Origin of the sequence: Streptomyces sp. NPDC059373, from assembly GCF_042751495.1 — a bacterium.
Taxonomy (GTDB): Bacteria; Actinomycetota; Actinomycetes; order Streptomycetales; family Streptomycetaceae; genus Actinacidiphila.
Genome location: NZ_JBHYXC010000006.1, coordinates 162462 through 188796, shown reverse-complemented (window position 1 = coordinate 188796; position 26335 = coordinate 162462). Strand labels below are relative to the sequence as shown.

Here is a 26335-nt window from a genome sequence, read left to right as displayed (position 1 = left end):
CGGACCGACCGCACCGGACGGAGACCGATGCACGAGATGTCCATCGCCATGGCCGTCGTCGGCCAGGTGGAGGAGGCGGCGCGGACGGCCGGCGCCACGGCGGTCAGCAGCGTCCGGCTCCAGGTGGGCGAACTGGCCGGGGTGGTCCCCGACGCGCTGTCCTTCTGCTTCGAACTGGCCTGCGCCGGGACCGTCCTGGAAGGCGCCGAACTCGTCGCCGAATCCGTTCCGGCCCGCGCCCGCTGCGCGCCCTGCGCGGACGAATGGGCCGTCGGCATGCCGCCGCGGCTGAGCTGCCCGGTGTGCGGCGAGGCGACCGCCGAACTGCTCTCGGGCCGCGAGCTGCAGATCGTCAGCGTGCGCTGGGAGGACGGCCGGCCGCACGAACGCACCCGCGAACCGATCTCCGAGGAGCGCTGAACCATGTGCCGAGTGGTCGATCTGCAGCAGGCCGTACTCGCCAAGAACGACGCGTCAGCGCAGACCCTGCGCACGGAACTGGCAGCCCGCGGCACCACCGTCGTCAACCTCCTCTCCAGCCCCGGCAGCGGGAAGACCGCCCTTCTGGAACGCGAACTGGTCCTGGCGCGCGAGCGGGGAGTGCCGGTCGCCGCGCTCACCGCCGACCTCGCCACCGAGAACGACGCGCTGCGCCTGGCCCGCTCCGGCGTCCCGGTCAAGCAGGTGCTCACCGATGGGCTGTGCCACCTGGAGGCCGGGATGCTGGGCGGCCACCTGGACGGGTGGCTGCCCGAGGGGACCCGGTTGCTGTTCGTGGAGAACGTCGGCAACCTCGTCTGCCCGGCCTCGTACGACCTCGGGGAGTCGCTGCGGGTGGTGCTCGCCTCGGTGACCGAGGGCGAGGACAAACCGCTGAAGTACCCCGCCGCCTTCGGACTCGCGCACCTGGTGGTCGTCACCAAGACCGACATCGCCGACGCCGTCGACTTCGACGAGGCGGCCTTCCGCGCCAACGTCCAGCAGGTCAACCCCGGCGTCGAGGTCATCCTGACCTCCGCGCGCCGGGGAGAGGGACTGGGCATCCTGCTCGACCGGGCACTGGCCGCCGGGGACGGCGTCGCCGGCCACGTGCCGGTCATGGCCGCCCCACCCGCGCATACGCATACGCATGCGCCTACGCCCGACGCCCCGTCGCACACGCACGCCGCCGTGGCGCAGACCCGGCCGTGACCACCCCTCAGCCCGGCGCCGCCCTGGTCGAGACGACGCTGCGCCGGCGCGTCACCGTGCGGGGCGTCGTGCAGGGCGTCGGCTTCCGGCCGTACCTGTACACCCTCGCCACCGGCCTTGGGCTGGCCGGGCATGTCACCAACACCGGTGAGGGAGTGGTCGCGGAGGTCGAGGGCGCGGCGGCCGCCGTGACGCTGTTCTGCGACCGGATCGTGGCGGGCGCGCCACCGCTGGCGATGGTGGAGTCCGTCGACCACCGGGAGCTCGCCCCCGAGGGCGGCGCCGGGTTCGCCATCGTGGCCTCCCGTACGGACGGCCCGGCCCGCACGCTGGTCTCCCCGGACGTGGCCACCTGCGCCGACTGCCTGAGTGAACTGGCCGACCCCGCCGACCGGCGCCACCGCCACCCCTTCATCACCTGTACGCACTGCGGACCCCGGTTCACCATCGTCACCGGACTGCCGTACGACCGCGCCCACACGACCATGGCCCGCTTCCCGATGTGCGTCGCCTGCGCCAGCGAGTACGCCGACCCGGCGGACCGCCGCTTCCACGCCCAGCCGGTCGCCTGCCACGACTGCGGACCGCGCCTGCGGCTGCTGCCCACGTCCGGACCGGCCGCGGTCGACCCGGTCGCCGAGGCCCGCCGTCTTCTGTCCGACGGCGCGATCCTCGCCCTGAAGGGCCTCGGCGGCTACCACCTCGCCTGCGACGCGGCCAACTCCCGGGCCGTGGAGCTGCTGCGGCGCCGCAAGGCCCGGGGCGACAAGCCGTTCGCCCTGATGGCCCGGGACCTCGCCGAGGTCGAGCAGCTGGCGCATGTCGGGCCCGAGGAACGGGAGTTGCTCACCGGCGGCGTACGGCCCATCGTGCTGCTGCGCCGCCGGGCCGAAGCCGTCCTGGAAGCCGTTGCCCCCGGCAGCCCCGACCTGGGCGTGATGCTCCCGTACACGCCCCTGCACCATCTCCTGCTCGGCCTGCCCGGTGATCCGCCCGGACCGCGCCTGCTGGTGATGACCAGTGGAAACCTGGCCGGGGAGCCCATCGTCACCGACGACGCCGAGGCCCTGGACCGGCTGGCGCACCTGGCCGACGCCTGGCTGACGCACGACCGCCCGATCCATGTGCCGTGCGACGACTCCGTGGTGCGGGTCTGCGACGGGGAGCGGCTGATCGTACGCCGTGCGCGCGGCTACGCCCCGCTGCCGATCACGCTGCCCGTGCCGGTGCGGCCGTCGCTCGCCGCCGGGGGCGACCTGAAGAACGCGTTCTGCCTCGCCGAGGGACGCCGGGCCTGGCTGTCCGCCCACATCGGGGACATGGACGACCTCGCCACCCAACAGGCCTTCGAACGCGCCGAACACCAGCTGGAAACCATCACCGGGGTGCGCCCCGGAGTCCTGTCCGCCGACCAGCACCCCGGCTACCGCTCCGCCCAGTGGGCCCTGCGTCACGCCGACGGACGCCCGGTCGTCCGCGTACAGCACCATCACGCGCACATCGCCGCCGCCATGGCGGAACACGGCCTCGACGGCGGCCGCCAGGTCATCGGCGTCGCCTTCGACGGCACCGGATACGGCGACGACGAGGCGGTGTGGGGCGGGGAGTTCCTGCTCGCGGACTACGACGGATACGCGCGCTTCGCCCACCTCGCGTACGTCCCGCTGCCGGGCGGTGACGCCGCCGTACGCCGCCCGTACCGCATGGCGCTGGCCCATCTGCGCGCGGCGGGCATCGACTGGACGCCGGATCTGCCCTGCATGGCGGCGTGCCCTCCCGACGAGAGCCGGCTGCTGGACCGTCAGCTGGAGCGGAACCTGAACTGCGTGCCCACGTCCAGCATGGGCCGGCTGTTCGACGCCGTCTCCTCCCTCGCGGGCGTGTGCCACCGGGCGGGATACGAGGCCCAGGCCGCCGTCGAACTCGAAGCCGCGGCCCTGACCGCCGACGGGAACAGCGGACCGGCTTACGACTTCCCGCTGCGGCCCCCCGCAGCCGGGGCCCCGGCGGCGATGACCGCCGACCCGGCACCCGTACTGGCGGCGGCCGTCGACGACCTGCGCGCGGGCACCCCGCCGGAGGTCATCGCGGCTCGCTTCCACGCGGCGGTCGCCGGACTCGTCGGCAGGACCTGCGCCCTGGCCCGCGAGCGGCACGGCCTGGACACCGTCGCTCTGACCGGCGGGGTGTTCGCCAACACGCTGCTGTCCTCCGCCTGCGCGAAAACGCTGCGGGACGACGGCTTCACCGTCCTGCGCCATCACCAGGTGCCCCCCAACGACGGGGGACTGGCGCTCGGCCAGGTCCTCGTGGCGGCGCGCGCCACCGACTGACAACGCACCACCCACAGCGAGGAGAACCCCCATGTGCCTGGCGGTACCCGGCAGAGTTCTGGACATCGAGGAACGGGACGGCACCCGCATGGCCACCGTCGACTTCGGCGGCGTGGTCAAGGAGGTGTGCCTGGAGTACCTGCCGGACCTCCAGGTCGGCGAGTACGCCATCGTCCACGTGGGATTCGCCCTGCAACGCCTGGACGAGGAGTCGGCCAAACAGACCCTGGAGCTGTTCTCGCAACTCGGGCTGCTCCAGGAGGAGTTCGGCGACCCGTGGGAACTGGCCGCCGAGGCGGGCGGATCGCCCTGGCCCGGCGGCGGCAGCGACGCACCGCAGGAGGCGCAGAAGTGAAGTACATCGACGAGTTCCAGGACCCCGAGCTGGCCCGCCGGCTGCTCGACGACATCCACGCCACCGTGACCAGGCCGTGGGCGCTGATGGAGGTCTGCGGCGGCCAGACGCACACCATCATCCGGCACGGTATCGACCAACTTCTGCCGGATCAGGTGGAGTTGATCCACGGGCCGGGCTGCCCGGTGTGCGTCACCCCGCTGGAGGTCATCGACAAGGCCCTGGAGATCGCCTCCCGCCCCGACGTCATCTTCTGCTCCTTCGGCGACATGCTCCGCGTCCCGGGCACCGGCCGTGACCTCTTCCGGGTCCGCAGCGAGGGCGGCGACGTACGGGTCGTCTACTCACCGCTCGACGCCCTGCGGACCGCCCAGCAGAATCCGGACCGGGAGGTCGTGTTCTTCGGCATCGGCTTCGAGACCACCGCGCCGCCCAACGCCATGACGGTGTATCAGGCACGCAAGCTCGGCATCAAGAACTTCAGCCTGCTGGTCTCCCACGTGCGGGTGCCCCCGGCGATCGAGGCGATCATGCAGTCGCCGGACTGCCGGGTGCAGGCGTTCCTCGCCGCCGGCCATGTGTGCAGCGTCATGGGCATCGGGGAGTACCCGGAGCTGGCCGAAAGGTACCGGGTCCCGATCGTGGTGACCGGCTTCGAGCCGCTGGACATCCTCGAAGGCGTACGCCGGACCGTCCAGCAGCTGGAGCGGGGCGAGCACACCGTCGACAACGCCTATCCGCGTGCTGTACGGCCGGGGGGCAATCCGGCGGCACTGGCCATGCTGGAGGACGTCTTCGAGGTGACCGACCGGGCGTGGCGCGGCATCGGCGTCATTCCGCAGAGCGGCTGGCGGCTGTCCCCCCGGTACCGGGACCACGACGCCGAGCACCGGTTCTCGGTGACCGGCATCGACACCCGTGAGCCCGCCGAGTGCCGCAGCGGCGAGGTCCTGCAGGGCCTGCTGAAGCCCCACGAGTGCGAGGCCTTCGGCACCACCTGCACCCCCCGCAACCCCCTCGGGGCCACCATGGTCTCCAGCGAGGGTGCGTGCGCCGCCTACTACCTCTACCGGCGGCTGGACATCCCGAACGCAAGCCCGCTGGAGGCGAGCCCCGTTGTCTGAGACCACCACGACCGGCGCACCGGACCTCACGGCGTGGACCTGCCCTGCTCCGCTGCGCGACCACCCCCGGGTGGTGATGGGCCACGGCGGTGGCGGCGCGCTGTCCGCCGAGCTGGTCCAGCACGTCTTCGCGCCCGCCTTCGGCGGACCGGCGCTGTCGCAGCTGGGCGACTCCGCGGCGGTCTCGCTGGGTGGCGTCCGGCTTGCCTTCTCCACCGACTCCTTCGTAGTGCGGCCGTTGTTCTTCCCCGGCGGCAGCATCGGCGACCTCGCGGTCAACGGCACCGTCAACGACCTGGCCATGAGCGGCGCCCGGGCCGCGTACCTGTCCTGCGGGTTCATCCTGGAGGAGGGCGTCGAGGTCTCCGTCGTCGCGCGGGTGGCCGAGGCGCTGGGCGCGGCCGCCCGCGCCGCGGGTGTCGAGGTCGTGACCGGGGACACCAAGGTCGTCGAGGCCGGCCACGGAGACGGCGTCTTCATCAACACCGCGGGGATCGGCCTCATCCCGGCGGGCGTGGACCTGCGCCCGCAGCGTGTCGTCCCCGGCGACGTCGTCATCGTCAGCGGCGCGATCGGCGTCCACGGCGTGGCGATCATGAGCGTCCGCGAGGGGCTGGAGTTCGGCGTGGAGATCGAGAGTGACTGCGCCGCGCTGGGCGGGCTGGTCGACGCCATGCTCGCCGTCACCCCTGACCTGCACGTACTACGCGATCCCACCCGCGGTGGGCTGGCCGCCGCCCTCAACGAGATCGCGGCCGCCTCCGGCACCGGCGTGGTCATCCAGGAACGCGGCGTCCCCGTCCCGCCGACCGTGAGCAACGCCTGCGCGATCCTGGGTCTCGACCCGATGTACGTCGCCAACGAGGGCAAGCTCGTCGCGTTCGTCCCGCGCGAGCACGCCGACGCGGTCCTGGACGCGATGCGCGCCCACCCGCTCGGGGCCGAGGCCGCGGTCATCGGCGAGGCGGTGGAGGCGCACCCCGGCATGGTGGTCGCCCGCACCGGGCTGGGCGGCACGCGGGTGGTCGACCTGCCGATCGGGGAGCAGCTGCCGCGGATCTGCTGACCGGTCGTGGCGGGGCCGAGGGGAGCCTGCCGGGCGGCGGCTTTCCGTGCCGGTGCCCGGCAGGTTCGTACGGATGTATTGACCCGCAGCGTTGTTCACGCGGCTGATGGGGGGCTTGCCTTCGCACATCCTTCTCGCGCACGGCCCTCGGAGAGATCCGCCCGGTGACCTCGCCGCCGCCCATGCGGCGGACAAGATCCTGCGCCGGCGGTGGTGGACGCCCGGCGACCTGTCCGGCGACTCGGAGCCACTGTGGCCACCGCAACGGCCCGATCTGCTGACCAGGGTGCGCACGCGTGGCCTGCCCTCAACGCCGACTGACCTCGGCCATGTCCGGAGCAGGACGGCCGGCCTCGGCTGACGGTGCAGGTTGATACGGTCCCGCCATGGCTGAAGCACACGCAGCATCGCGCGACACCGGCACCGTCACCGCGGCCGACGTCGAGTACGCCGTCCGCCTCGCGGTCACCGCGCTGCGCGGGGGGCAGGCTCCGGACTGGGGCGCCAAGGCCGGGTCGCTGGAGTGGGACTGCTGGGAGACCGTCGAGCACCTCGCCGACGACCTCTTCTCCTACGCCGCCCAACTGGGCCCGGAGAAACCGCCGTTGGACACGCACATCCCGTTCGCCTGGAGCCGCAGGAAGCCGGGCGGCCCGGCGAACTCCATCTTCGCGGACCGCGCCGCCGGTCCGGACGGCCTGTTGCAGGTGCTGGAAGCCAGTGGCGCCCTGCTCACAGCCATCGTGCGCACCAAGCCGCCGACAGTGAGGTCGCACCACGTCTTCGGCGCGGCCGACCCCGAAGGCTTCGCCGCCATGGGCATCGTCGAGACCCTGGTGCATACGTACGACATCGCCGAGGGCCTGGGTATCGAGTGGGCTCCCGACGCCGACCTGTGCGACCGGGTGCTGGCCCGGCTCTTCCCCGACGCCCCGACCGACACCGACCGCTGGCGCACCCTCCTGTGGGCCACCGGCCGCGCGGAACTCCCCGGTCGACCACGCCTCACCACATGGCGCTGGCACGGCACGCCCCCCGGCGACGCCCCGGCCGGCCCTGCACCGGAGGACAACGACCCATGGCTGACGTGATCCTGTTCCACCACGCGCTCGGGCTCACCCCCGGCCGGGCGCGTTGGCCGCGAGCCTCTACCGCGCGCCGGGCAGTGACTCGTCACGGTCGCCCGGTTGGGCGGGAGCGGGCACCGATGAGGCCACGACGGAACTCCTGGGGATGCGGCCGCGGTTGTGGCGGAAGCGCTGAGCGGCGAAGATCACGGCCGCTACCGCGGCCACGCATACGACCGCGGTGATCGCCACATTGTGCAGAAGGCCTCCGGCGGAGGCGCCGAGGAAGTACCCCACCAGGACGTTCCCCGTGCCCCAGATGAGGCCGGCGGCGACGGCGGTCGGGAGGAAGCGCCGGTAGGGCATGCCGGCCGCTCCCGCCGCGAAGGGGAGGAAGGAGCGTACGAAGCCGACGAAGCGCCCGGTGAAGACGGCGGCGCCGCCGTGGCCCAGCAGGAAGTCGTGTGCCCGTTGCTTGCCGGTGCGCAGTATGGGGAGGTCTCGCAGGCGTCGCGCCAGGCGCCACTGCGCCGTCCAACGCCGCATCCGCTCGGCGGCGCGGCTGTGGACGGACCAGCGGCCGACCCAGTAGCCGACCGAGTCGCCCACGATGCTGCCGGTGATCACCACCGTGCCCAGGCCGATCACGTCGAGGTGACCGGCGCCGGCTATGGCGGCAGCGAGGAGGACCAGGGTTTCGCCGGGGAGGACGATGCCGATGAAGACGCTGGTCTCGCCCATGGTGAGGACGAACACCAGGACGTAGGCCCATACGCCGATCGACTCGACGAATCCGGCGGGTATCACAGGGCCCGCCCGGGCACTCCCGGCGGCGTGTCATCGCCGGCGGCGGGAACGTCTTCGCCGTCCATGCCGCCTCCTGTCACAGCGGAGTCTCCTCGGCGGCGCCGTGGAGCGTCCGGGCCCAGCATCGCGGGCCTATATGGATTGTACCCTCCATTTAGCCTTCTGGGCAGTCCGCCTCGATCTGCGCGGCCTGCGCCCGGTGGGTCATCATGATCCGGTTCATCTGTACGGGGGTCGGCGCCGCCGGCAACGGCCCGGACCGGTCACCCCGGGCGTGGAAGGCCTGCAACTGATAGGCGACCAGCCGCCGCCAGGCGTGCGGCGCCACATCCCGGGTGACCGCCAGGATTCCCGCGTTGGCCATCAGGAGGAGGGGGACGTCCTCCGGGGTGAAGTCCTCGCGGAGGACGCCCTCCTCCTGGGCCCGCTGTACGAGTGCGTGGAGGGCGCTCTTGGCCCGGTCCCGCAGGGCCAGAGCTTCCGTCGAGAGCGGCAGGGGCATGGTCATCACGCTGGTGAAGCCGCGGTTCTCGGCCTGCATGGCGCACATCCGCTCCACGCAGCCGCTGAATCCGGCCCAGGTGTCGGGAGCCCGGAGCGCTTCCTCCGCCGTTTCGGCGAAGTCCGCCATCTTGGCCTCGTAGGTGGCCGCGATCAGCTCCTCGCGGGTCGGGAACCGGCGGTACAGCGTCGCGATTCCCACCCCGGCACGTTCGGCGATGTCCTCCAGCGGGGCGTCCAGACCCTGCTCCGCGAACACGGCGCCGGCCGCCGCCACCAGGCGGGCGCGATTACGCTCGGCGTCGGCCCGCAGGGTGCGGCAGGGGGTCGCTCCGGTGCGGCCGGACTCCTGGGTCTGAGGGCTCATACTCCGATGTTACGCGTTCGGAGGCCGACTTCCGGTTCCCGTGCCGCCGACCTGCCCGTAGACCTGAAGGGCCGCCCGGATCAGCGCGTGCGCCCGGTGTATGAGGAATCCGGCGAGGGGCAGCTCGACGAACACCGCCAACGCGGCGGACATCCATATGTCGGGGGTACCGAAGGCGAGTGACACGTCGAACCAGGTGTCGCAGACCAGCAGAACGGCGGTCATGAGCGCGGAAATCGCGACCATGCGGTGGCGCCGCAGACCCAGGATCGCCGTGGACGCCATGGCCGCGACCAGCAGGATGTCGAAGCCGACCCAGGTCACTCGCCACTCGTGCACGTGGTACTGCTTCGGCAGGGTCAGCGCCAGCAGGACCGTCCAGGGCACCAGGGCGACGGCGCAGACCAGCAGTAGCTCCAGCGTGTGCCGCCGCTGCCGTTCGAGGTCGACCATGCTTCGCGCCCGGTCCCGGGGGTGGCCGGGGGCGGCTTCTTCCGCGTGGGCGGTCACGTCGTTGTCACATCCGTCTCCGTATCGGTCGTCCCCATGATATCGGAGGCTTACCTCCGTTCCTCGGGTCACTCGTGGTCGGTCGGGTGGGGGAGCGGCATCCGGAAGGCGGCGCCTCCCAGGCTCCGGCGCGTCCCGGCGGCGCGGGAAGACGGTGCCTGCCGGCACCAGGGTCGCGCCGAAGGGGATAATCTCGAACGCATGTACGAGTTGCCGCCGGATCTGGAACGCCTCCGAGTGATCCGCACGTATCTTCACCTGCAGCTTGCCGCTGTCGACGCCAAGATCGAGCAGGCCGAGAGGCCCATCGATCGGCCCAGGGCGGACCGGCCCCCGCAGGCGTGGCGGCTCCAGCACATCCCCAACCCCGAGGGCGGCGCCGGCCGGGGCGTGGTGCATCACGACCGTTGCCGGGTCGGAGGCGGCCGCCGGATCGACCGGAAGGAACTGGAGATGGCGCTCACGCTTCCCGAGGTCACCGCGTGCGGCCTCTGCCACCCCGACCGCGGGCTCGAGTTGTGACCGCCGGGTCGGCACAGCGGCAGTCGTGGCGCGCGGTTGTGGTTACCTGGCGTCATGACCGTGCTTGTGACCCGCCGCCACGTGGACTACGTGCGTGTCACCACCCTGGTTGTTCCGCCGTGAGCTGACGCCGCGCCACGGCCTCTGATCCTGACCGAGGCCATGAACAGCCACGACATCGGCCGGGACCGAGGCGGGACCCAGGCCGCGCTGCGCCGGGTGACCGCCCGTACCCTGGTGGCCGGCGTCGACTCCGACCGCCTCTACCCGCTCTCGCAGCAGGCGGAGCTGGCGGCCGGCATCCCTGGCGCCGACCGGTTGCGGGTGATCGAATCCCCTTACGGGCACGACGGCTTCCTCATCGAAACCGAACAGGTCGCCGCACTCGTACGCGAACTCACATGACAGGGCCCAGGAGGTCACACGTGATCACCGGATGTCTCATCGGCGACAGCCTGCGCGCAGGCGCGGTGTTCGAGCCGCGCCGTCTGCGGATCCGCAGGATCACCCGGCTCGACGTATCGGCCGGCGCCGCATCCGGGCAGCCTCAGATCTGGACGGTCATTGACTTCGAGACCGAAGACCATGAGGACCAGGACGTCCACGGCCTCGCGGAAGATCTCGCGGCCTGCCTGTCGGCCGAGGGCGGCTGGTACGCGGACTTCGCCACCGGCGACGAGCGCGTGGTCGTCTTCGCCGGCAAGGTCTTCCGTTTTCCGCGCGGGGACGAGGCAGGCCGCGCCGAGGCCGTGGCCTATGGCCGGTCGGTCGGAGTGCCTGATCACCAACTCGACTGGCGGGACTGAGCCGCACCGCGGCGCCGGCTCACCGGCGGTGCCACTCCTCGGCCAGAAGCTGGTAGGAGCGGACCCGGTCGGCGTGGTCGTGGGTGATGGTGGTGATGATCAACTCGTCGGCGGCGGTGGCTTCCTGGAGCTGTTCGAGCTGGTCGGCGACGCGCTGCGGCGAGCCGACGAACTGGGTGTCCACGCGGTCGGCGACCAGGGTCCGGTCCGCGTCGGTCCAGGCGTGGGCGCGGGCCTGCTCGGGGGTCGGGAAGGCGATGGCGCCCTCGGCGGTGCGGATGCTGCGGACCCACAGGCCGTAGCCGGTGGCGAGTTCGCGGGCGGTGCCGTCGTCATCGGCGACGACGACGTCGGCGGAGACACTGACGTACGGTTTGTCGAGGTCGTCGGACGGCTGGAAGGCGGCGCGGTAGCCCTCGGCCGCCTCCAGGACGGTGGCCGGGCTGACGTGGTAGTTGGCGGCGAAGCGCAGGCCGTTGCGGCCCGCGACCTCGGCGCTCTCCCCACCGCTGCTGCCCAGTATCCAGACCTGCACTTCGGCGCCCTCGCCGGGGACGACGTGTGCCTCGATGCCGTCCGTGGAGCGGTAGTCGCCCCGCAGCAGCGCGAGGATGTCGCCGACCTGCTCGCCGTAATCCTGGGCCTGGGCGTTCGGCTGGCGCAGCAACCGCTGCTGGAGCGCCACCCGGGGTGAGCCGAGCAGGTGCTCCGGGGAGAACCGGGCCGGGATCCGCAGCCCGTTGGGCGTACGACCGTCGGTGACCGGCGTCGCGGTCGGCAAAGGCTGAGCGGGCAGCCCGGGGGGACGTCCGCCGGAGCGGCCGAGGCCCAGGTCGAGTCGCCCGGGGTGCAGGGCGTCGATCAGGCCGAACTCCTCGACCGTGGACAGGGCGGTACGGTGACCGAGCTGTACGGCACCGGAGCCGATCCTGATCGTGGAGGTCGCGGAAGCGGTCAGGGCCAGCACGACGGCGGGAGAGGTGCCGGCGACGCCCGGGTTGAGGTGGTGCTCGGCGAACCAGTAGCGGGCGTAGCCGAACCGCTCGGACCGCTGGGCGAGGTCGACGGTGTTGCGCAGCGCCTCGGCGGCGGTGGAACCGGACGGGATCGGAACGAGGTCGAGAACCCCGAGGGGGATGCCGGACATGAGCGAGGTACTCCTCAGAGGTCGGTGGACGGGGAGACCGGGGCCCAGGGGAACGGCGGGTCGGGGATCTCGCGCCGCAGCACGGGGGCGATGTCGGACTGGAACAGTTCGAGCGAGGCGCGATGCTGACCGTCGGTGAGACCGCCCGCGTCCGCGTGCAGGTGCAGCACGCTGTGGCCGAACTGTTCGTGGTAGCGGTGCACCTTCTCGATCACCTGCTGGGGGCTGCCGACCAGCGCCGAGCTGCGCTCGACGAAGTCCTCCAGGGTCGGGAACACCGGCTCGACGCCGAGCCGCTTCTGGAAGCCGAGATAGCCCTCGAACACCGGCCGGTACGTGGCGATGGCCTCCTGCGAGGTGCGGGCGGCGTAGTAGCCGGCGGTTCCCGCGCCGACGACGGCTGCGGCCGGGTCGTGGCCGTAGTGCTCCCACTGCTGCCGGTAGTAGCGGATGAGCTCGGCGTACGGCTCGATCGAGTTGGTGACGTTGGCAGAGAAGAGCGGGTCACCGTAGCGGGCGGCCAGGTCGACGGATTCGCGGCTCGTCGCGCTGCCGTGCCAGACCCGGATGGGCTGCTGGAGCGGCCTGGGCCAGACCTCGGCCGCGGTGAGCTCCGGGCGGAAGCGCGGGGAGGCGGTCACCTTGTCCTCCCGCCAGATCCGCCGGAACAGCTCGTAGCTCTCGGCGTTGCGGTCCCACTGGTCCTCGGGGGTGACGTGGAACAGCTCGCGCTGGGCGGTGCCGTTGCCCTTGCCGATGATCAGGTCGAGGCGGCCCCCTGACAGATGGTCGAGGGTCGCGTAGTCCTCGTACGCACGCACCGGGTCGAGCAGGCTGAGGGTGGTGACGGCGGTGAACAGCCGGATCCGGGAGGTGAGCGCGGCGATGTGGCTGAGGACGACCGGCGGCGAGGAGGAGATGAACGGCTGCTCGTGACGTTCGCCGACGCCGAAGCCGTCGAAGCCGAGCTCCTCGACGAGCAACGCGTTGTCGATCACCTCGCGGAAGCGGTCGTTGGTCGGCTTCAGCACGCCGGTCACCGGGTCCGGGGCGTGCACGATGAGGGTGATGGCCAGGAACTTCATGACGCCGCTCCGAGCCCGGTGCCGGTGCCGGTTGCGGTGAGCCCCAGGTGATGGCGCAGGGTGGTGCCGGTGTAGTCCTCGCGGAACACGCCGCGTTCCTGGAGCAGCGGGACGACGGTGTCGGCGAAGGTGTCCAGGCCCGCGGGGGTGATGTGCGGGACGAGGATGAAGCCGTCGGCGGCGTCGGCCTGGACGAGGGAGTTGATGGACTCGGCGACCGTGGCGGGGGACCCGACGAAGGTCTGACGGTTGCCGGTCTCGATGACCAGGTCACGGATCGACCAGTTGTTGGCCGCCGCGAGTTCCCGCCACTCGCGAGCGGTTGTCAGCGGGTCGCGGTACATCCGCACCTGGGCGCGGCCGCGGGCGATGGTGTGCTCGCCGAGATCCGGGTCCACGTCGGGCAGCGGGCCGTCCGGATCGTACGCGGAGAGGTCGCGGTTCCAGACGAACTCCAGGTGCTTGATCGCGGTCGCGCCGCTGACCTGCTGCCGCCGCACCTCGCGGGCCCGCTCCTCCGCCTCGGCGTCGGTGTCGCCGAGTACGAAGCTGGCGGCGGGCAGGATCAGCAGCTGGTCGTGGGTCCGGCCGTAGCGGGCCAGACGGCCCTTGACGTCGGCGTAGAAGTCGCGGCCCGGGTCCAGGGTGCTGTACCGGCTGAAGATCGCGTCCGCGCTCGACGCGGCGAACTCGCGTCCTTCCTCGGAGTCACCGGCCTGGAAGATCACCGGGCGGCCCTGCGGGCTGCGCGGGACGTTGAACTGCCCGGCGATGTCGAAGTGCTGTCCCTGGTGGACGAACGCTCCCGCTCGCGAGTCCTTGAGGAAGGTGCCGGAATCCTGGTCGGCGACGATCTCGTGATCCTGCCAGGAGTCGAACAGCTCGGTGGTGGTGGCCAGGAACTCCTCGGCCCTGGAGTACCGCTCCCCCTGGGGGAGGAAGCCGCCACGGCGGAAGTTCTCGCCGGTGAAGGCGTCCCACGAGGTGACGACGTTCCAGGCGGCGCGGCCGTCGGAGAGATGGTCGAGGCTGGCGAACTGGCGGGCCACCTCGTAGGGCTCGTTGAACGTGGAGTTGATGGTGCCGGTCAGGCCGAGGTGTTCGGTGACGGCGGCGAGGGCGGACAGGACGGTGAAGGTGTCGGGTCGCCCCACCACGTCCAGGTCGTATATCTTCCCGCCCTGTTCGCGCAGCCGCAGTCCTTCGGCGAGGAACAGGAAGTCGAACTTGGCGCGTTCGGCTGTCCGGGCGAAATGCGCGAACGAGCTGAACTCGATGTGGCTGCCGGCCTTCGGGTCACTCCATACGGTGGTGTTGTTGACGCCGGGGAAGTGGGCCGCGAGATGGATCTGCTTGAGTGGCTTGCTCATGGTCGGACGGTCCTTCCGGCTCAGGCGGTCGCGGTGGCGTAGCGGTTGGCGGGGCGGGCGAGCCCGAGCAGACCGCGCAGGGTGTCGGCCTCGTAGGCGTGCCGGAAGGCGTCGCGGCGCTGGAGTTCGGGCACCAGGCCGCGGGTGATGGCCTGGAGGTCCTGGCCGATGACGCCGGGGCGCAGCCGGAAACCGGACAGCCCGGCCTGCCGCAACTCGACAAGCCGGTCGGCGAGTTGCGCGGGTGTCCCGGTGAATATCTCCGCGTCGCTGGTGTAGGCGTAACCGGCGAGGTCGTCCAGGCGGGCCTTGCGGGCTGCCGCGGCCGCGGGGTCGTCGTCGAGGAAGACCACCAGATCACCGAAGACGTGCAGGGGCTCGTCGGCCCGCCCCGCCTCGGCCTGGGCGGTACGGATCTCGGTGACGATGCCCCGGGCCTGGTCGGCGTCGTGCGGGGTGACGTAGCCGATGTCGGCCGAGCGGCCCACCAGTTCGTACGGAAGGGGGCCGTGCGCCAGCGCGCTCACGACCGGCTGGCCCTGGGGCGGGCGGGGCGTGATGGAAGGGCCCTTGACGCTGAAGTGCCTGCCCTCGAAATCGATGTAGTGCAGCTTGTCGCGGTCGACGAAGCGCCCGGTGGCCACGTCCCGGATCTCCGCGTCGTCCTCCCAGCTGTCCCACAGGCGGCGCACGACCTCGACGTAGTCGGCCGCCTCGCCGAACAGCTCGGCGATCAGCTCCCGTACGACCGGGTCGAGCGGGCCCTCGACGCCCTTGATGCTGACCGCCGGGAAGGTACGGCGGCCGAAGTGCGCGGCCTCGTGATTCCGCCCGGACACCTGCACCCGCAGACCCGCGCGGCCGGTGCTGACGTAGTCCAGGGTGGCGATGGCCTTGGAGATGTGGAACGGCTCGGTGTGGGTGGTGACGACGGTCGGCACCAGCCCGATGTGCCGGGTCAGCGGCGCCACGCGGGCGGCGATGAGCACCGCGTCGAGCCGGCCGCGGACCTGGTCGGTGCGCTCGTCCGGCTCTGAGACCTGCGAGGACTGGAGCGCGAGCGCGTCCTCGATGGTCACGAAGTCGAGCAGGCCGCGTTCGGCCTCGGTGACCAGGTCGGCCCAGTAACCGGCGGTGAGCAGATCCCGGGGCCGGGCCTGCGGCTCGCGCCAGGCGGCAGGGTGCCAGCCGGCGCCGTCAAGGGCGACGGCGAGGTGAAGGGGCGACGAGGGGGATGAAGGGGAAGGGGAAGGGGATGCGGACACGGAAAGGGTGCCTTCCTGATCGACCGTACGTGATCGCGGAGCCTCAGCCGGAGGGCTCAGCGGCGTGGGAAACAGGTCAGGAACAACAGAGCGCGCCGGCCACCCGCAGCAGGTCGATGTGAGGCCGGGAGTACAGACGGACACAGCCGCGCGGTACGAGGTCGACGACGACGCGCCGGGAGGACACGGGCTGCACCGCCATCACCTCCACCCTTCCGGCCTCGACGGCCCCACGGCCGCGTCGCCCCAAGAACACCACGGCCGCGCCGCTTATTCCGCCCCTCCGCAGCTCCGCGGGCAGCGACGACCGACCTGTGAGACCGGCGCGACGCCTTCTTGACGGCATTGCGGAGCGCAACCACACTGTTGTGGACGGTCACGATAGTCAGCGCCCACCGCGCAGGTTTCCTGCTCGCGTGGGTCATCGGCCCCGGCCCGCTGACAGGCAACCCTTCCACCGCGACGGGGTGCCCCGGGTGACGACCCGGTCCCGCCGGCGCGGCGGGGCAAGAGCGGTCTCGTGTCTCGCGAGCCCCGATGACGGACCGGTGAACATGCTCCGTAACGGCAGTGAGAGGCAAGGCGCCCATCTGACGAGGCGCCTGCACATCGACTTGCTTCGGGTCTGCAGCGCCACCGGTCCTGCCATCTGATCGGGCCTGGTCCGAAAGCGCAGTCGACCTTCCCTTCCGCCACCGGCGCCCAACAGGCCACCGGGGCGTCACCCTGCCATGGAGAGCCATGACCGAGACAGTCACGCTCAGTTCAGGTTCGGCCACTTTTCCCGATCTCCAGCCAGGCCTGTCCCATCCCACCGCCACGCCGGCCCTCCGCGCCGACCACTTCCGCAGCCGCATCGGCGTCGACCCAGCGGGCGGCTTCTACCCGGCACCGCACCGCTATCAGGTGTATCTCTCCCCGGGCTGTCCGGACTCGCTGCGCGTCTCGATCACCCTCGACCTGCTGGGACTCAGGGACTGGGTCACCGTCACCCACCTCGCCCACCCGGCCGACTGCCCCGATGCGCTCGCGTCGCTGCGCGGGGCCTACGAGGCCACCCGGCACCACTACAACGGTCCGCTGACCGTGCCCGCCCTGTGTGACCGCTGGAGCGGACGCGTCGTCAGCAACCACGCCCACGACATCCTGCGTGACCTCGCCGGCTACTTCGGCGACCAGTGCAGGACCGACCGCCCCCGCCTGCGGCCCGCGGCCCGGGCCGCCGACATCGACGCCCTCCGCGAACTCCTCGACGAGGACATCACCCGGGCCGCGCAGCGAGCGGGTGCGGCCCCGGCGTCGCAGCGCCACGGGGAAGCACTGGACACCCTGCTCGCGGCGCTGGACCTGCTCGACCGCCAACTGGCCTGCCGGCCGTACCTGCTGGGCGAGGAGCTCACCGCCGCCGACGTGGATCTGTGGGTGACCCATGTCCACCTCGACGTCGTCCACCGGGTCCACCTGGACGCCGACGCAGTCCACGCCGTCTCCCGGCACGACCGGCTCTGGGAGTACGTACGACGCCTCCACCGCCACCCCGCCTTCCGCGACACCTTCCGGGCGGACCAGATGGCCCAGCTGCACCGCCGCACCTGCCGTGGCCCGGAATCCTCCGGTGCCGCGGTCACGCTCCCCGGAGTCCTCCGGGCCGGCTGCTGAACCGCCCACCGCCCTCACGCAACCACAGGTGGTCCGTCATGCGTCGACGTGGACAGGACGGCGTCGGGAGGAGCAAGCGGTGGACGACAGGACCGGTCTGACGCTGCCCGAGGAGCTGCTGCTGCTCTGTACGGTCCCGCAGACAGGTCTGCTGAAGCGCCCGCAGAACTTCAACCGGGTGCTCGCCGGTGGCGTCCTTGCCGAGCTGCTGCTCGGCGGGGCGATCACGGTCGACGGGAAGCGGATCGCCGGGGTACGGCCGCTGACGACGCCGGGGGATCCGGTCGCCGACCGCGTGGTGGCCGACCTCGCGCGGGCGGGCAAACGGCCCCGGGCCCTGGGCCTGGAGCGGTGGGTCCGCAAGGTCTCGAACCGCGTCGACCGCCCCTACCTGGAAGCCCTTCAGGCGCGCGGGCTGCTGCTCGCCCGCCGCCGCCGTGCCCTGGGGATCTTCCCGCACACCGTCTGGCAGGTCGTACAGCCCGGCTGGGCCAAGGACGCGACCGCCCGTCTGGACCGCGCCGTAGGGCGCCAGGGCGACGACCGGGACCTCGCCCTGGCCGCCCTGGCCGGGGCGATCCGCCTCGACCGCCGGCTGTACCCCGGGCGCGGGCACCGGGACACCCGCCGCCGGATCCAGCGGCTCACCCGGGAGACCCCCATCGCCGACGCGGTGCGCAAGGTGGTGTCCTCCGACGAGTCCGCCGCCAACTCCGGCTGACCTACAGGGGTGACGGGGCGCCGCGGCCGCGACGGTTGATGAAGGCGGTCAGCCGCTGGTAGGCCCGCAGCAGGTCGCGGCGGGCGAAGTCCTCACGTACGTCGATGAGGGCGCCGTGGGAGGCGGCCGGGTCGACCGTGAAACGGTCGTGCCAGCCGCCTCCCGAGGCGATGATCACGGGCTCGTGCACACCGTCGAACTGGTCGGCGGTGAGGTCGACCCGCAGGCCGTTCTTCTCGATCCAGGCGTGCGTGGAACCGCCGTCCCACGCACTCACGTATGTCCATACGCCCTGGCCGTTGTCGTGCAGATACTGGCCGAGCAGGACCGAGGTGTCCCCGCAGGAACCGACGGGGAACCGCTCAAGGGAGAGCAGGTCCACATCCGGGCATTCGATGATCGCATGCCGCAGTTCCATTGCCAACGCGCGGAGTTCAGACACCGGCACACCCTATTGGCGTACGAACCGCCGGGACAGAGTTGTGTGCGGAGCCCACGGGGACACCTTCCTGCTACGGGTAACTGGTGAGGTAGGCGACGTTGTTGCTGGAGTTGGACGGTCCGCCGGTGGTGTTGATGATGTGGCTGATGGTGCCGACACCGCCCAGCGAGACGGTCACCATGTCATGGAACTTGACCCCGGAGACGCTGGGAACCTCGAAGGAATGATCGGCGACCACGCTCGAGTTGGAGCTGAAGTAGCAGTAGCTGCCCAGGCCCCATGCCTCGTGGGTGGTGACGGAGGCCCCGACCTTGTACGCCGGGTAGCCCTTGGCGGAGCCGTTCATCCAGGAGGCCTGGTCCGGCGGATCGTAGGGCATCTCGTTCTGGAAGAAGTACGTTCTGCCGCCGTTGCCGTTCCAGATCACCTGTGTCTTCTGGAAGTGCTCGACGAACAGGCCGTACGCGGTGACGTTGTTGCCGTTGACCACCACGCCGTTGTCGGCGGTGTTGATGGTCCAGCCGACCGTGCCGGAGTTGCCGTGGTCGGCCCGCCAGACCCAGGTGTGGTCGATGATCGCGTTGTTGGTGTTGATCACCAGCGACTGGGTCGCCTTGCCGACGGTGGCGCCGCCGATCCGGAAGAAGACGTCGGACAGCTGCGGCGGGTCGGCCGCGTGGCTGGCGGAGGAGCCGGCCGGGCCGAGCTGCATCAGCGTCTGGGAGTTGGTGGTGCCCGCGTCGATCAGCAGGCCGGCCAGCTCGATGCCGTCGACGTCAGCGGTGCTGACAGCGGTGATCCCACCGTCCGGCACGAGGGTGGCCAGGCCCATGCCCAGCACCACCGTGTCGGGGCGCGTGATGTTCAGCGTCTGGTTGAGGTGGTAGACACCGGGGGTGACCAGCAGGTTCTTACCCGCCGCGAGGGCCGTGTTCATGTCGGACGCGGTGGCGCCGGGCTTGACGATGTAGAACTGGTCGATCGACAGGGACTTGCCTGCCGGGGTCTTCCCACTCCACGTGGTGCCGGAGGCGTTGGTCTGCAACCCGGGCACGAACACCTGGTAGGCGCCCGCACTGTCGACGTACAGGAAGGGCTTCTCGCGGATCGTCGGCGAGCTGGCGACGGTGGTGTACGTCGGGAAGGACTGGGCGGGCGCGCCCTGGTCGCCGACGAAGACCATGTTCCAGTTGGAGCCGGACCAGCTGCCCATCGTCGAGTTCCGGGTGAGGAACTGCTGCTGGGAGCCGGACTGTATCTGGCCGTCGACCTTGGTGTCGGCGATGAAGCCGCCGCTGGACCAGCCGCCGTCGTCCAGGGCGAGGTTGCCGCGTACGTGCATGCGCCGGTACGGGGCGGCCTGCGAGACGGCCCAGCGGTCGCTGCCGTTGGTGGGGTTGACCGACATGTTCTCGGCGTCGCGCCAGAAGTTCTGGGTGGCGTTGCCCTGGAACCAGTCGGCCTCCGCGTGCACGGAACCGTTGACGGTCACGTCGTCCGGCGAGAAGCCGAGGCCGGCGACCTCGGTGTAGAAGCCGACGTTGGCGTTGGCGCTGTAGGTGCCGGGCTTGAACAGCAGGGCCTGGCGGGCGGAGCCGAACTGGTTGGTCTGCTGCTGGGAGAAGACCGAGTCGAGCTTCGACTGGATGCTGGACGCCGACATCGACGGGTCGAACACCGTCACGTTGGGACCGAAGTCCGGGGTGCCCGGCGGGTTCGTCGCGCCGCCGCCGGCGCCGCCCAGGGTGAAGGACTGTGCGGCGGTGCCGTTGCAGGTGTACTGCTGCAGCTGCACGCTGTCCGCGGTGGAGGCGCTGGGGACGTCCAGACACTTCCCGCTGTTGCGGTTCACGAAGTGGTAGGAGCCGTCGGTGTTGGCGACCGGCTGCCACTGCTGGTTGTTGCCGCCGGAGTACGTCCACAGCTGGACGGTCGCGGCGTCGGCGGTGGAGACGCCGGTGACGTCCCAGGCCTTGGTGGCGTCGTTGTTGTTGTTCGCGCGGTAGTAGCCGCCGCTGGTGGCCACCAGCTGCCAGTTCTGGGCGGTGCTGCCGTTACAGGTGTACTGCTGGACGGCGGTGCCGTCGGCGGTGGCGCCCGAGCGGGCGTCGACACACTTGCCGCTGCCCACGTTGACCACGGTGGTGTAGCCGGTCGGCAGCGCGGCGGCTGCCGCCGTGGCCGTGGCCGCGTGGGTCAGGGTCAGGCCGAGGCCGCCGATCAGACCGAGCGCGGTCAGCAGGGGCACGGTTCGTCTGCGCGACCATGGAAGGCGGAACCGGCCGCTGCCGGTGGTGGGGGGACTGTCCACTTTTCGGGCTCCTTTTAGGGGGGAGTTGGGAGCGTTCTGCAGGGTCGGCGGCTGCCTTGTCGGCGCGGCCGCCGCGGGGTGTGGGGGCGCATGCATGGCCGGTCAGCTCTTGAGATGTGGTCGCTTCAGGAAGTGAACGGCGTCACGGCTTAATTCACGCCGTGATTTAACGTGTGAAATAAGGGGCGCGTCAAGACTGTGCGCACCTGTGAATTCGGCCCGGCAGTAAGTGTTATGACGCCGCGAGACCGGTGAACGGCATGTGACCTGGTCTGAAACAGCCGATCGGTGCGCGGCGGCACCGACATTTCGAGGGCCGGCTCGATCGGAGGGACCAGGATCGCGGCACCGGGCCGCACCGGGGCGCGTTCGCGATCCATCAGAAACATGACAGCCTGCTCCCCAGGCGTCATCGCTGTCGCTGCTGGTGATGAGCTTGCTGGGACGGGACCCGTACGGCCAAGGAGAGGCTCCATGAAGGCCATCACTCAAGACAGGTACGGCTCTGCAGGCGTCCTGAAGCTCGCCGACATCGACCGCCCGACGGTGGGGGACGACGACGTCCTCGTGGCGGTGCACGCAGCCGGCCTCGACCGGGGCGCCGTCCACCTCATGACCGGCCTTCCGTACCTCCTGAGGCTGGGCTTCGGGCTCCGCGCGCCCAAGTACCCCGTTCGCGGCCGCGAGTTCGCCGGACGCGTGGACGCGGTCGGCAAGAACGTGACCCGCTTCCAGCCGGGGGAGGAGGTGTTCGGCATCGGCGAGGGCAGCTTCGCCGAGTACGTGTGCGCCCGCGAGAGCAAGCTCGCCCCCAAGCCGGCCAACATCGGCTTCGGGCAGGCGGCGGCCGTCGCCATCTCCGGGCTCACCGCCCTGCAGGGCCTGCGTGACGCGGGCAAAGTCCAACCAGGACGGCGAGGTCGGCGTTGCCCGCCTCCATGGTTGCGATGAGGTCGTCGGTGTGGCGGAACTCGACGAGCTGGATGCGTAGTTCGGGTAGTTCGCGCGCCAGACGCCAAGGGCCCGGGGCAGGATGTCGGTGCTGATGGAGAAGAGTGTGCCGACATGCAGTTCTCCGGTGGCGATGCCGGAGGCCCGTCGGCCGGCGCAAGTTCACCGCCCTCTACGCACGCGACGGGCGCGCCACCGCGGCCGTGGGCGTCAACAACCGGCAGTGCCCAGCCGGCTGTCCTGGCGGGCCTGGTGACCGGGCTCGACCCGGTCACGAACACCCTCTTCGCCGTATCGGCATTCGCCGTCGCCCTGGTCGGCCGACTGCGCTCCTTCGGGGCCACCGCCGCCGCGGGCATCGGACTGGGCATGCTGCGGAGCCTTGTCCTCAATCCCGGGTCGGCGGCCGGTGAACGCAGTCGCGGACTCCTCGGCGATCACTCGTGACCGGTGTGGGGGTCGCCCACGGAGTTGGCGGTCATCCGGTTCAGGATGCGGGTGGCCGCTCGGACGTCCTCGACCGGCACGTCCTCGAGTTTCCGGCACAGGCGGTCGTAGACCGCCCGGCTCAGCTGATCCGCGACCTTGCGGCCGTGTTCGGTGAGCGCGATCAGTTGGGCGCGTTGATCGGCCTGGTCGCGGGTGCGCTCGACCAGGCCCTGAGCCTCCAGCTGGGAGACCTGGCGGGTGACGTGCGGGGCCCGGACCAGGAGCCGCTCGGCGAGCTCGCTGATCCGCAGGGGTTCGTGGTGCCGCAGGATCCGCAGCAGTGCCACGCTGGCCCGCTCCACCTTGGCGTCGACCGTCGCCGCGATCTGCGTGTGCACCTGGCTGCGGCCCATCGCGTAGGAGAGTTCCGTCACGGCTTGCAGCAGTTGTCGCATCGGGTCGGTGGCGTCGTCGGACATGGTCACCATCTTCCCTCACCTCCGCCCCCTCCACGCCGATGAAGTTGCAGGTAGCATTCAAATGTGATTACCTAACTTAGGTAAGTAAAATAAGGATGGCAAGAGGGAGCGTTGGAATGCCCGATCGACAGGCCGCGGGCCGGACCATACGTACGCTGGCGGGAAGTTTGTGGTTCCCGCTGTTCTTCTTCTTCGGGTTCCTGCTCTGCTATGTGCTGCCGTTCCACTCGCCAGAACCCCATGACGTGAAGGTCGCCGTGGCCGGTCCCGCAGTCGCCGGCGAACTCCAGGCCGCCTTCGACAAGAAGGCCCCGGGTGCCTACGACATCATCCCGGTCGCCGACGGTGCAGCCGCCCGCGAGGCGGTGCTGGACCGCGAAGCGGTGGCCGGCTACGTGGTCCACGGCAAGCACGCGACGCTGTACACGGCCGAGGCAGCAGGCAAGTCGCTGGAATCGGTGGTGGAGCCCACCTTCGGTATGGTCGCGGACCAGGGCGGCCAGCGGCTCTCCACGGTCGAGCTTGTGCCTTCCGCTGACGGCGACAAAACGGGCACGGGCATGTTCTACGTGGCGATGGTGTGGAACATCGTCGGCTACATCACCGTGATGATGTTGCTGCGCGCGGTCACGTTGAGCCGTCGCGGGAAGCTGCTGACCATCATGGGGATGGGAGCGTTCATCAGCGTCGTCGGATACTTCGCCGGCCTGGCCATGGACGTCATCCCGAACGAACCGGTCGCCATCCTGTACGCGTTTCTCATCAACCAGGCGGTCGCCTGGACCACCTTCGGACTGGTCCCCTTCGTCCGGCAGTACATCCCTGGCGCGGCACTGGGTCTGTTCGTCCTGCTCTCCATTCCGTCCAGCGGCGGGGCCATACCCGAGCAGCTCGTGCCTGGGTTCTTCCGGTCGCTGCATCCCGTCATGCCCTTGGGTAATCTCATCGATGCTCTGCGCGGGATCTTCTACTTCGACGGCAAGGGCCTGCTGCGTCCCACCTTGGTGCTCTGCGGCTGGCTGGTTGCTGGTATGGCGCTGGTCGCGGTGGGTGCACTGCTGCAGCGCCGACGAGAGAGGCAGGCCGCACTCGAGGCCGCGGCCGCTGACCATGTGCGCGGCGACGAGGCCGATCAGGTCGAGGAAGAAGCAGTGGTCGAGGACCCGACCTTCGAAACCCCGTTGCCGCACCCAGTCCAGCTGCACAGCGGCAGGCACGCCCGTCACGAGCCGCCCATGCTTATCGGCAAGGTGAGCGAGGGCAGCGGAGCAAGCGTCGCGGGCGCCGTGGTGACGATCGTGGATGGGCGCGGCCGCCAGCTCATGCGCGCCATCACCGATCAAGAGGGCGTGTACGCCGCCACGGGGCTGCCCGAGGAGATAGTGACCGTCGTGCTCTCCGCACCGGGCCAGATGCCCGACGTGTTCCGTGTGGTGCCCCGGTCGGGAACGACGCTGCACAAGGACTTCACTTTCCCGGAGCGGAACCGCATGGTTCCCCAGCCCAGGCCCGTCGGCTGACGCCGATGTCACAGCTTGCAAATGCCGGGCTCCCGTCCTTGTTCCCGGACGAGGCGTTCGAGCAGGGCTTCGCGAGACTCGTCACGTGACCACGACGGTCACTTCAAGATCTCCGCACCGGGAAGACCCCCCCGGTGCGGACGGTCACCGGCAGGGCAGGCATGGCCACCGGTGACCCATCTCCGGGCACGAAGGGACGCGTGCCCGGAGATGGGCGGCACTCCACGGGCCACCGGCGCCCAAGCGGAGCGGCGGGATCAGCGCCCGTGGAGTGCCGCCCCACTCACCAAGGCGCTGCTTCGACGCCGATCCACCGCCCCTCTGCTTCAGCGGCCGCCGGCGCATCCCCGACGCTTCGCACACCGCCCGCACCAGGGCGGATGAGGCTATCGGTATGGGCAGCCTCTCTCGCCGGCGTCCGCCTCGGCTACTTCGGCCAGGCCGCACCCGCCCCTGCGCCGCCGCTGCCCGGCAAGCGCGTTGGGGCGTGCGTCAGAGTGCGTACCGGGCCCGTCTGTTTTCGCGAGGAGGCGGGACACGACCTGCGGCGGTCGGCCCTGGTGACCAGCAGGGCGAGGACGACGCACCACGGGTATTCGTACAGGAAGGTCGGGCGATAGATGCCGTCACCGACCCCGGGGGCGCTCACACCGCTGATGGTGTGGAGGTCTGTCCAGGTGGTGCTGGGCAAGGACTTCGCCGGCACGGTCGAGGCGGTCGGCGGCCGGTTGCCGTCAGGAGCCCATCATCTCGCGCACCAGCGGTGCCACCTGGGTGCCGAACAGCTCGATGTTGGTCATGAGTGCGGTGTGAGACATGCCGTTCATCCCGTACTTCAGGTCGAAGCGGGTCGCGTTGAGGTCCTTGAGCGTCGCCGTGATCTTGCGCGCCACGGTTTCCGGTGATCCGACGTGCAGTGCGCCGCCGGGGCCCACGTCCCGCATGAGGCTCTCGCGGGTGGGGGTCCGGAAGCCGCGCTGCTTGGACACGCCTCGTATCACGGCTTCGAAGGCCGGCAGGAACTCCTCCACCGCCTGTTCGTCGGTGGCGGCGACATGGCCGGGCGCATGGACGCCGACGGGCCGGTGGGGCCGGCCGAACTTCTCCAGCGCCTGGTCGAACAGCTGTGAGAACGGAGCGAAGCGGGCCGTCTCGCCGCCGATGATGGCGAGCATCAGCGAGAACCCGTACCGGGCGGTCCGGACGACCGACTGCGGGCTGCCGCCGACGCCGACCCAGGTCGGGATCGAGCCCGACTCGCTGTGCGGGTAGACGGAGAGTCCGTCGAGCGAGGCGCGGGCGTTGCCGGACCAGGTGATCGGCTTCTCGAGGAGAAGCTCGGCGAAGAGGCCGAGCTTCTCCTCGAAGAGTTCCTCGTAGTCGTTCAGGTCATAGCCGAAGATCGGGAAGGACTCGATGCTCGATCCCCTGCCGAGGATCACCTCGGCGCGACCCCCGGAGACGCCGTCGAGGGTGGCGTAGCGCTGGAAGACACGGACGGGGTCGTCGGAGCTGATCACCGTCACCGCCGAACCGAGGCGGATGTGCGACGTGCGCGCGGCGACGGCCGCGAGCACCACGTCGGCGGCCGAGAGCGGCATCGTGTCGGTGTGGTGCTCGCCGATGGCGAAGTGGTCCAGGCCGACCCGGTCGGCAAGGACGCCTTCCTCGACCAGGTGGCGGATGGTCTGGCCGTGCGAGAGCGGCCGGCCCTCGGCGTCGTTCGTCACGTCGCCGAATGTGTCGAGCCCGAGCGTGATGGTGTCTGTGGCCATGTCGTACTCCTTGAATCGCCCGGTGCCTCAGGTGGCGAAGCGCCGCAGTGCGTGGATGAGCTGGGTGAGGTCGGTGCCCTCGATGTGGTCGAAGACGTGACGACGGGCGCTGGCCAGGTGGGAGGGCCACGCCTTTTCCAGCCGGGCGAGACCGGCATCGGTGAGGACGGCGTTCCACCCACGGCCGTCCTGGTCGCACCTGACCCGTTCGACCAGTTCCTGCTTCTCCAGGCGGGTGACGACGCGGGTGATCCCGCTCAGCGAGAGGTTGCAGACGGCGGCGAGCTCACTCATGCGCATCAGCCGGTTCGGCGCCTCGGACAGATGCATCAGGGTCGTGTACTCGGAGAGCGGCAGGTGCTCCTCGCGCATCATGTCGGCGTCGATCACGCGGGGGAGCACGATCATCACCCGGCCGAGCTCGCGCAGGAGCGCTTCCTCGTCCGCGGTCAGGGGCTGGAGTGGCTGCTCGGCGGTGGACATGCGTTCAGCATACTTGCTTGACGCATCAAGTGCTTCGTGGATTACTTGA

27 protein-coding genes, 1 pseudogene and 1 riboswitch are annotated in these 26335 nt (G+C 70.7%); of the genes and pseudogenes, 15 read left to right on the top strand and 13 right to left on the bottom strand.

Going from position 1 to position 26335, the window contains the following annotated elements; all coding sequences use genetic code 11:
* Positions 1-27: 27 nt before the first annotated feature.
* The 7 genes from hypA to ACFXJ5_RS13525 all read left to right on the top strand — a co-directional run bounded on the left by hypA (position 28) and on the right by ACFXJ5_RS13525 (position 7160).
* Positions 28-420 (top strand): hydrogenase maturation nickel metallochaperone HypA, encoded by a 393-nt coding sequence (hypA, locus tag ACFXJ5_RS13555; RefSeq protein WP_384630522.1) that lies wholly within the window; start codon positions 28-30, stop codon positions 418-420.
* A gap of 3 nt (positions 421-423) precedes the next feature.
* The gene (gene hypB, locus ACFXJ5_RS13550) at positions 424-1191 is read left to right on the top strand and encodes a hydrogenase nickel incorporation protein HypB (protein ID WP_384630521.1); all 768 of its coding nucleotides are present in this window, start codon (positions 424-426) and stop codon (positions 1189-1191) included.
* Entirely contained in the window at positions 1188-3524 is a 2337-nt protein-coding gene (hypF, locus tag ACFXJ5_RS13545) for a carbamoyltransferase HypF (RefSeq protein WP_384630520.1), read from the top strand. Before hypB ends, hypF begins: the two co-directional genes overlap by 4 nt.
* A 31-nt stretch (positions 3525-3555) precedes the next feature.
* Positions 3556-3879, top strand: coding sequence for a HypC/HybG/HupF family hydrogenase formation chaperone (locus ACFXJ5_RS13540; protein ID WP_384630519.1), 324 nt, complete (start codon positions 3556-3558; stop codon positions 3877-3879).
* On the top strand, positions 3876-5003 hold the full coding sequence (gene hypD, locus ACFXJ5_RS13535; protein ID WP_384630518.1) for a hydrogenase formation protein HypD: 1128 nt from the start codon (positions 3876-3878) through the stop codon (positions 5001-5003). The genes ACFXJ5_RS13540 and hypD overlap by 4 nt, the downstream gene beginning before the upstream one ends.
* Entirely contained in the window at positions 4996-6069 is a 1074-nt protein-coding gene (hypE, locus tag ACFXJ5_RS13530; protein WP_384630517.1) for a hydrogenase expression/formation protein HypE, read from the top strand. The genes hypD and hypE overlap by 8 nt, the downstream gene beginning before the upstream one ends.
* A 386-nt stretch (positions 6070-6455) precedes the next feature.
* A complete protein-coding gene (locus tag ACFXJ5_RS13525) occupies positions 6456-7160 on the top strand; it encodes a hypothetical protein (protein ID WP_384630516.1) in 705 nt (234 codons plus the stop codon).
* A 57-nt stretch (positions 7161-7217) separates the two neighbouring features.
* Here the strand turns inward: ACFXJ5_RS13525 and ACFXJ5_RS13520 are convergent, their stop codons facing one another.
* The 3 genes from ACFXJ5_RS13520 to ACFXJ5_RS13510 all read right to left on the bottom strand — a co-directional run bounded on the left by ACFXJ5_RS13520 (position 7218) and on the right by ACFXJ5_RS13510 (position 9321).
* Complete coding sequence (locus ACFXJ5_RS13520; protein WP_384630515.1) at positions 7218-7943, bottom strand: DedA family protein; 726 nt, start codon at positions 7941-7943, stop codon at positions 7218-7220.
* A 154-nt stretch (positions 7944-8097) separates the two neighbouring features.
* Complete coding sequence (locus tag ACFXJ5_RS13515; protein WP_384630514.1) at positions 8098-8811, bottom strand: TetR/AcrR family transcriptional regulator; 714 nt, start codon at positions 8809-8811, stop codon at positions 8098-8100.
* 9 nt (positions 8812-8820) lie between these two features.
* Positions 8821-9321: a hypothetical protein gene (locus tag ACFXJ5_RS13510; RefSeq protein ID WP_384630513.1), complete on the bottom strand. Its 501-nt coding sequence runs from the start codon at positions 9319-9321 to the stop codon at positions 8821-8823.
* 201 nt (positions 9322-9522) lie between these two features.
* Here ACFXJ5_RS13510 and ACFXJ5_RS13505 point away from each other — a divergent pair, with 201 nt between their 5' ends.
* From ACFXJ5_RS13505 to ACFXJ5_RS13495, 3 genes and pseudogenes are all read left to right on the top strand, one after another.
* The gene (locus tag ACFXJ5_RS13505; RefSeq protein ID WP_384630512.1) at positions 9523-9843 is read left to right on the top strand and encodes a DUF6233 domain-containing protein; all 321 of its coding nucleotides are present in this window, start codon (positions 9523-9525) and stop codon (positions 9841-9843) included.
* A gap of 144 nt (positions 9844-9987) precedes the next feature.
* Positions 9988-10248: pseudogene (locus ACFXJ5_RS13500) on the top strand (homoserine O-acetyltransferase); the annotation flags it as partial.
* Positions 10249-10268: 20 nt separating this feature from the next.
* Complete coding sequence (locus tag ACFXJ5_RS13495; RefSeq protein ID WP_384630511.1) at positions 10269-10649, top strand: hypothetical protein; 381 nt, start codon at positions 10269-10271, stop codon at positions 10647-10649.
* Positions 10650-10668: 19 nt separating this feature from the next.
* Here the strand turns inward: ACFXJ5_RS13495 and ACFXJ5_RS13490 are convergent, their stop codons facing one another.
* From ACFXJ5_RS13490 to ACFXJ5_RS13470, 5 genes are all read right to left on the bottom strand, one after another.
* Positions 10669-11796, bottom strand: coding sequence for an LLM class flavin-dependent oxidoreductase (locus tag ACFXJ5_RS13490; protein WP_384630510.1), 1128 nt, complete (start codon positions 11794-11796; stop codon positions 10669-10671).
* Between the two features lie 14 nt (positions 11797-11810).
* The gene (locus tag ACFXJ5_RS13485; protein ID WP_384630509.1) at positions 11811-12881 is read right to left on the bottom strand and encodes an LLM class flavin-dependent oxidoreductase; all 1071 of its coding nucleotides are present in this window, start codon (positions 12879-12881) and stop codon (positions 11811-11813) included.
* The gene (locus tag ACFXJ5_RS13480) at positions 12878-14251 is read right to left on the bottom strand and encodes an NtaA/DmoA family FMN-dependent monooxygenase (RefSeq protein WP_384630508.1); all 1374 of its coding nucleotides are present in this window, start codon (positions 14249-14251) and stop codon (positions 12878-12880) included. The genes ACFXJ5_RS13485 and ACFXJ5_RS13480 overlap by 4 nt, the downstream gene beginning before the upstream one ends.
* Before the next feature lie 20 nt (positions 14252-14271).
* Entirely contained in the window at positions 14272-15516 is a 1245-nt protein-coding gene (locus ACFXJ5_RS13475; protein WP_384630507.1) for an LLM class flavin-dependent oxidoreductase, read from the bottom strand.
* 76 nt (positions 15517-15592) lie between these two features.
* Positions 15593-15718 (bottom strand): putative leader peptide, encoded by a 126-nt coding sequence (locus ACFXJ5_RS13470; protein WP_384630506.1) that lies wholly within the window; start codon positions 15716-15718, stop codon positions 15593-15595.
* A gap of 208 nt (positions 15719-15926) precedes the next feature.
* Positions 15927-16035, top strand: a riboswitch (SAM riboswitch).
* Between the two features lie 222 nt (positions 16036-16257).
* Here ACFXJ5_RS13470 and ACFXJ5_RS13465 point away from each other — a divergent pair.
* Both ACFXJ5_RS13465 and ACFXJ5_RS13460 read left to right on the top strand, forming a co-directional pair.
* Complete coding sequence (locus tag ACFXJ5_RS13465; RefSeq protein ID WP_384630505.1) at positions 16258-17175, top strand: glutathione S-transferase C-terminal domain-containing protein; 918 nt, start codon at positions 16258-16260, stop codon at positions 17173-17175.
* 79 nt (positions 17176-17254) lie between these two features.
* The gene (locus tag ACFXJ5_RS13460; protein ID WP_384630504.1) at positions 17255-17896 is read left to right on the top strand and encodes a GPP34 family phosphoprotein; all 642 of its coding nucleotides are present in this window, start codon (positions 17255-17257) and stop codon (positions 17894-17896) included.
* A 1-nt stretch (position 17897) separates the two neighbouring features.
* Here ACFXJ5_RS13460 and ACFXJ5_RS13455 read toward each other — a convergent pair whose 3' ends face one another.
* Together ACFXJ5_RS13455 and ACFXJ5_RS13450 are read right to left on the bottom strand one after the other, a co-directional pair.
* A complete protein-coding gene (locus tag ACFXJ5_RS13455) occupies positions 17898-18338 on the bottom strand; it encodes a hypothetical protein (RefSeq protein WP_384630503.1) in 441 nt (146 codons plus the stop codon).
* 70 nt (positions 18339-18408) lie between these two features.
* Positions 18409-20745 carry an RICIN domain-containing protein gene (locus ACFXJ5_RS13450; protein ID WP_384630502.1) on the bottom strand — a complete coding sequence of 779 codons (2337 nt, stop codon included), beginning with the start codon at positions 20743-20745 and terminating at the stop codon, positions 18409-18411.
* Between the two features lie 378 nt (positions 20746-21123).
* On the opposite strand from ACFXJ5_RS13450, the gene ACFXJ5_RS13445 reads away from it, so the two are divergent.
* On the top strand, positions 21124-21600 hold the full coding sequence (locus tag ACFXJ5_RS13445; protein ID WP_384630501.1) for an NAD(P)-dependent alcohol dehydrogenase: 477 nt from the start codon (positions 21124-21126) through the stop codon (positions 21598-21600).
* A 252-nt stretch (positions 21601-21852) separates the two neighbouring features.
* Positions 21853-22047, top strand: coding sequence for a hypothetical protein (locus tag ACFXJ5_RS13440; protein ID WP_384630500.1), 195 nt, complete (start codon positions 21853-21855; stop codon positions 22045-22047).
* Here the strand turns inward: ACFXJ5_RS13440 and ACFXJ5_RS13435 are convergent.
* Positions 22038-22517, bottom strand: a complete 480-nt coding sequence (locus ACFXJ5_RS13435) for a MarR family winged helix-turn-helix transcriptional regulator (RefSeq protein WP_384630499.1) — start codon at positions 22515-22517, stop codon at positions 22038-22040. The genes ACFXJ5_RS13440 and ACFXJ5_RS13435 overlap by 10 nt on opposite strands.
* Positions 22518-22624: 107 nt before the next feature.
* Here ACFXJ5_RS13435 and ACFXJ5_RS13430 point away from each other — a divergent pair, with 107 nt between their 5' ends.
* On the top strand, positions 22625-24028 hold the full coding sequence (locus ACFXJ5_RS13430; protein WP_384630498.1) for a carboxypeptidase regulatory-like domain-containing protein: 1404 nt from the start codon (positions 22625-22627) through the stop codon (positions 24026-24028).
* Between the two features lie 734 nt (positions 24029-24762).
* Here ACFXJ5_RS13430 and ACFXJ5_RS13425 read toward each other — a convergent pair.
* The gene (locus ACFXJ5_RS13425) at positions 24763-25803 is read right to left on the bottom strand and encodes an LLM class flavin-dependent oxidoreductase (protein WP_384630497.1); all 1041 of its coding nucleotides are present in this window, start codon (positions 25801-25803) and stop codon (positions 24763-24765) included.
* 27 nt (positions 25804-25830) lie between these two features.
* The gene (locus tag ACFXJ5_RS13420; protein WP_384630496.1) at positions 25831-26286 is read right to left on the bottom strand and encodes a MarR family winged helix-turn-helix transcriptional regulator; all 456 of its coding nucleotides are present in this window, start codon (positions 26284-26286) and stop codon (positions 25831-25833) included.
* Between the last annotated feature and the right edge of the window lie 49 nt (positions 26287-26335).

Excerpts from the sequence above, each read along its gene's own strand:
- ACFXJ5_RS13465 (WP_384630505.1), top strand. The coding sequence starts at position 16,258 with ATGACCGAGACAGTCACGCTCAGTTCAGGTTCGGCCACTTTTCCCGAT.
- ACFXJ5_RS13470 (WP_384630506.1), bottom strand. The coding sequence starts at position 15,718 with ATGGCGGTGCAGCCCGTGTCCTCCCGGCGCGTCGTCGTCGACCTCGTA.
- ACFXJ5_RS13420 (WP_384630496.1), bottom strand. The coding sequence starts at position 26,286 with ATGTCCACCGCCGAGCAGCCACTCCAGCCCCTGACCGCGGACGAGGAA.
- ACFXJ5_RS13505 (WP_384630512.1), top strand. The coding sequence starts at position 9,523 with ATGTACGAGTTGCCGCCGGATCTGGAACGCCTCCGAGTGATCCGCACG.
- ACFXJ5_RS13515 (WP_384630514.1), bottom strand. The coding sequence starts at position 8,811 with ATGAGCCCTCAGACCCAGGAGTCCGGCCGCACCGGAGCGACCCCCTGC.
- ACFXJ5_RS13430 (WP_384630498.1), top strand. The coding sequence starts at position 22,625 with ATGCCCGATCGACAGGCCGCGGGCCGGACCATACGTACGCTGGCGGGA.
- ACFXJ5_RS13435 (WP_384630499.1), bottom strand. The coding sequence starts at position 22,517 with ATGGTGACCATGTCCGACGACGCCACCGACCCGATGCGACAACTGCTG.
- ACFXJ5_RS13525 (WP_384630516.1), top strand. The coding sequence starts at position 6,456 with ATGGCTGAAGCACACGCAGCATCGCGCGACACCGGCACCGTCACCGCG.
- hypA (WP_384630522.1), top strand. The coding sequence starts at position 28 with ATGCACGAGATGTCCATCGCCATGGCCGTCGTCGGCCAGGTGGAGGAG.
- ACFXJ5_RS13480 (WP_384630508.1), bottom strand. The coding sequence starts at position 14,251 with ATGAGCAAGCCACTCAAGCAGATCCATCTCGCGGCCCACTTCCCCGGC.
- ACFXJ5_RS13540 (WP_384630519.1), top strand. The coding sequence starts at position 3,556 with ATGTGCCTGGCGGTACCCGGCAGAGTTCTGGACATCGAGGAACGGGAC.
- ACFXJ5_RS13425 (WP_384630497.1), bottom strand. The coding sequence starts at position 25,803 with ATGGCCACAGACACCATCACGCTCGGGCTCGACACATTCGGCGACGTG.
- ACFXJ5_RS13490 (WP_384630510.1), bottom strand. The coding sequence starts at position 11,796 with ATGTCCGGCATCCCCCTCGGGGTTCTCGACCTCGTTCCGATCCCGTCC.
- ACFXJ5_RS13445 (WP_384630501.1), top strand. The coding sequence starts at position 21,124 with ATGAAGGCCATCACTCAAGACAGGTACGGCTCTGCAGGCGTCCTGAAG.
- ACFXJ5_RS13485 (WP_384630509.1), bottom strand. The coding sequence starts at position 12,881 with ATGAAGTTCCTGGCCATCACCCTCATCGTGCACGCCCCGGACCCGGTG.
- hypB (WP_384630521.1), top strand. The coding sequence starts at position 424 with ATGTGCCGAGTGGTCGATCTGCAGCAGGCCGTACTCGCCAAGAACGAC.
- ACFXJ5_RS13450 (WP_384630502.1), bottom strand. The coding sequence starts at position 20,745 with ATGCATGCGCCCCCACACCCCGCGGCGGCCGCGCCGACAAGGCAGCCG.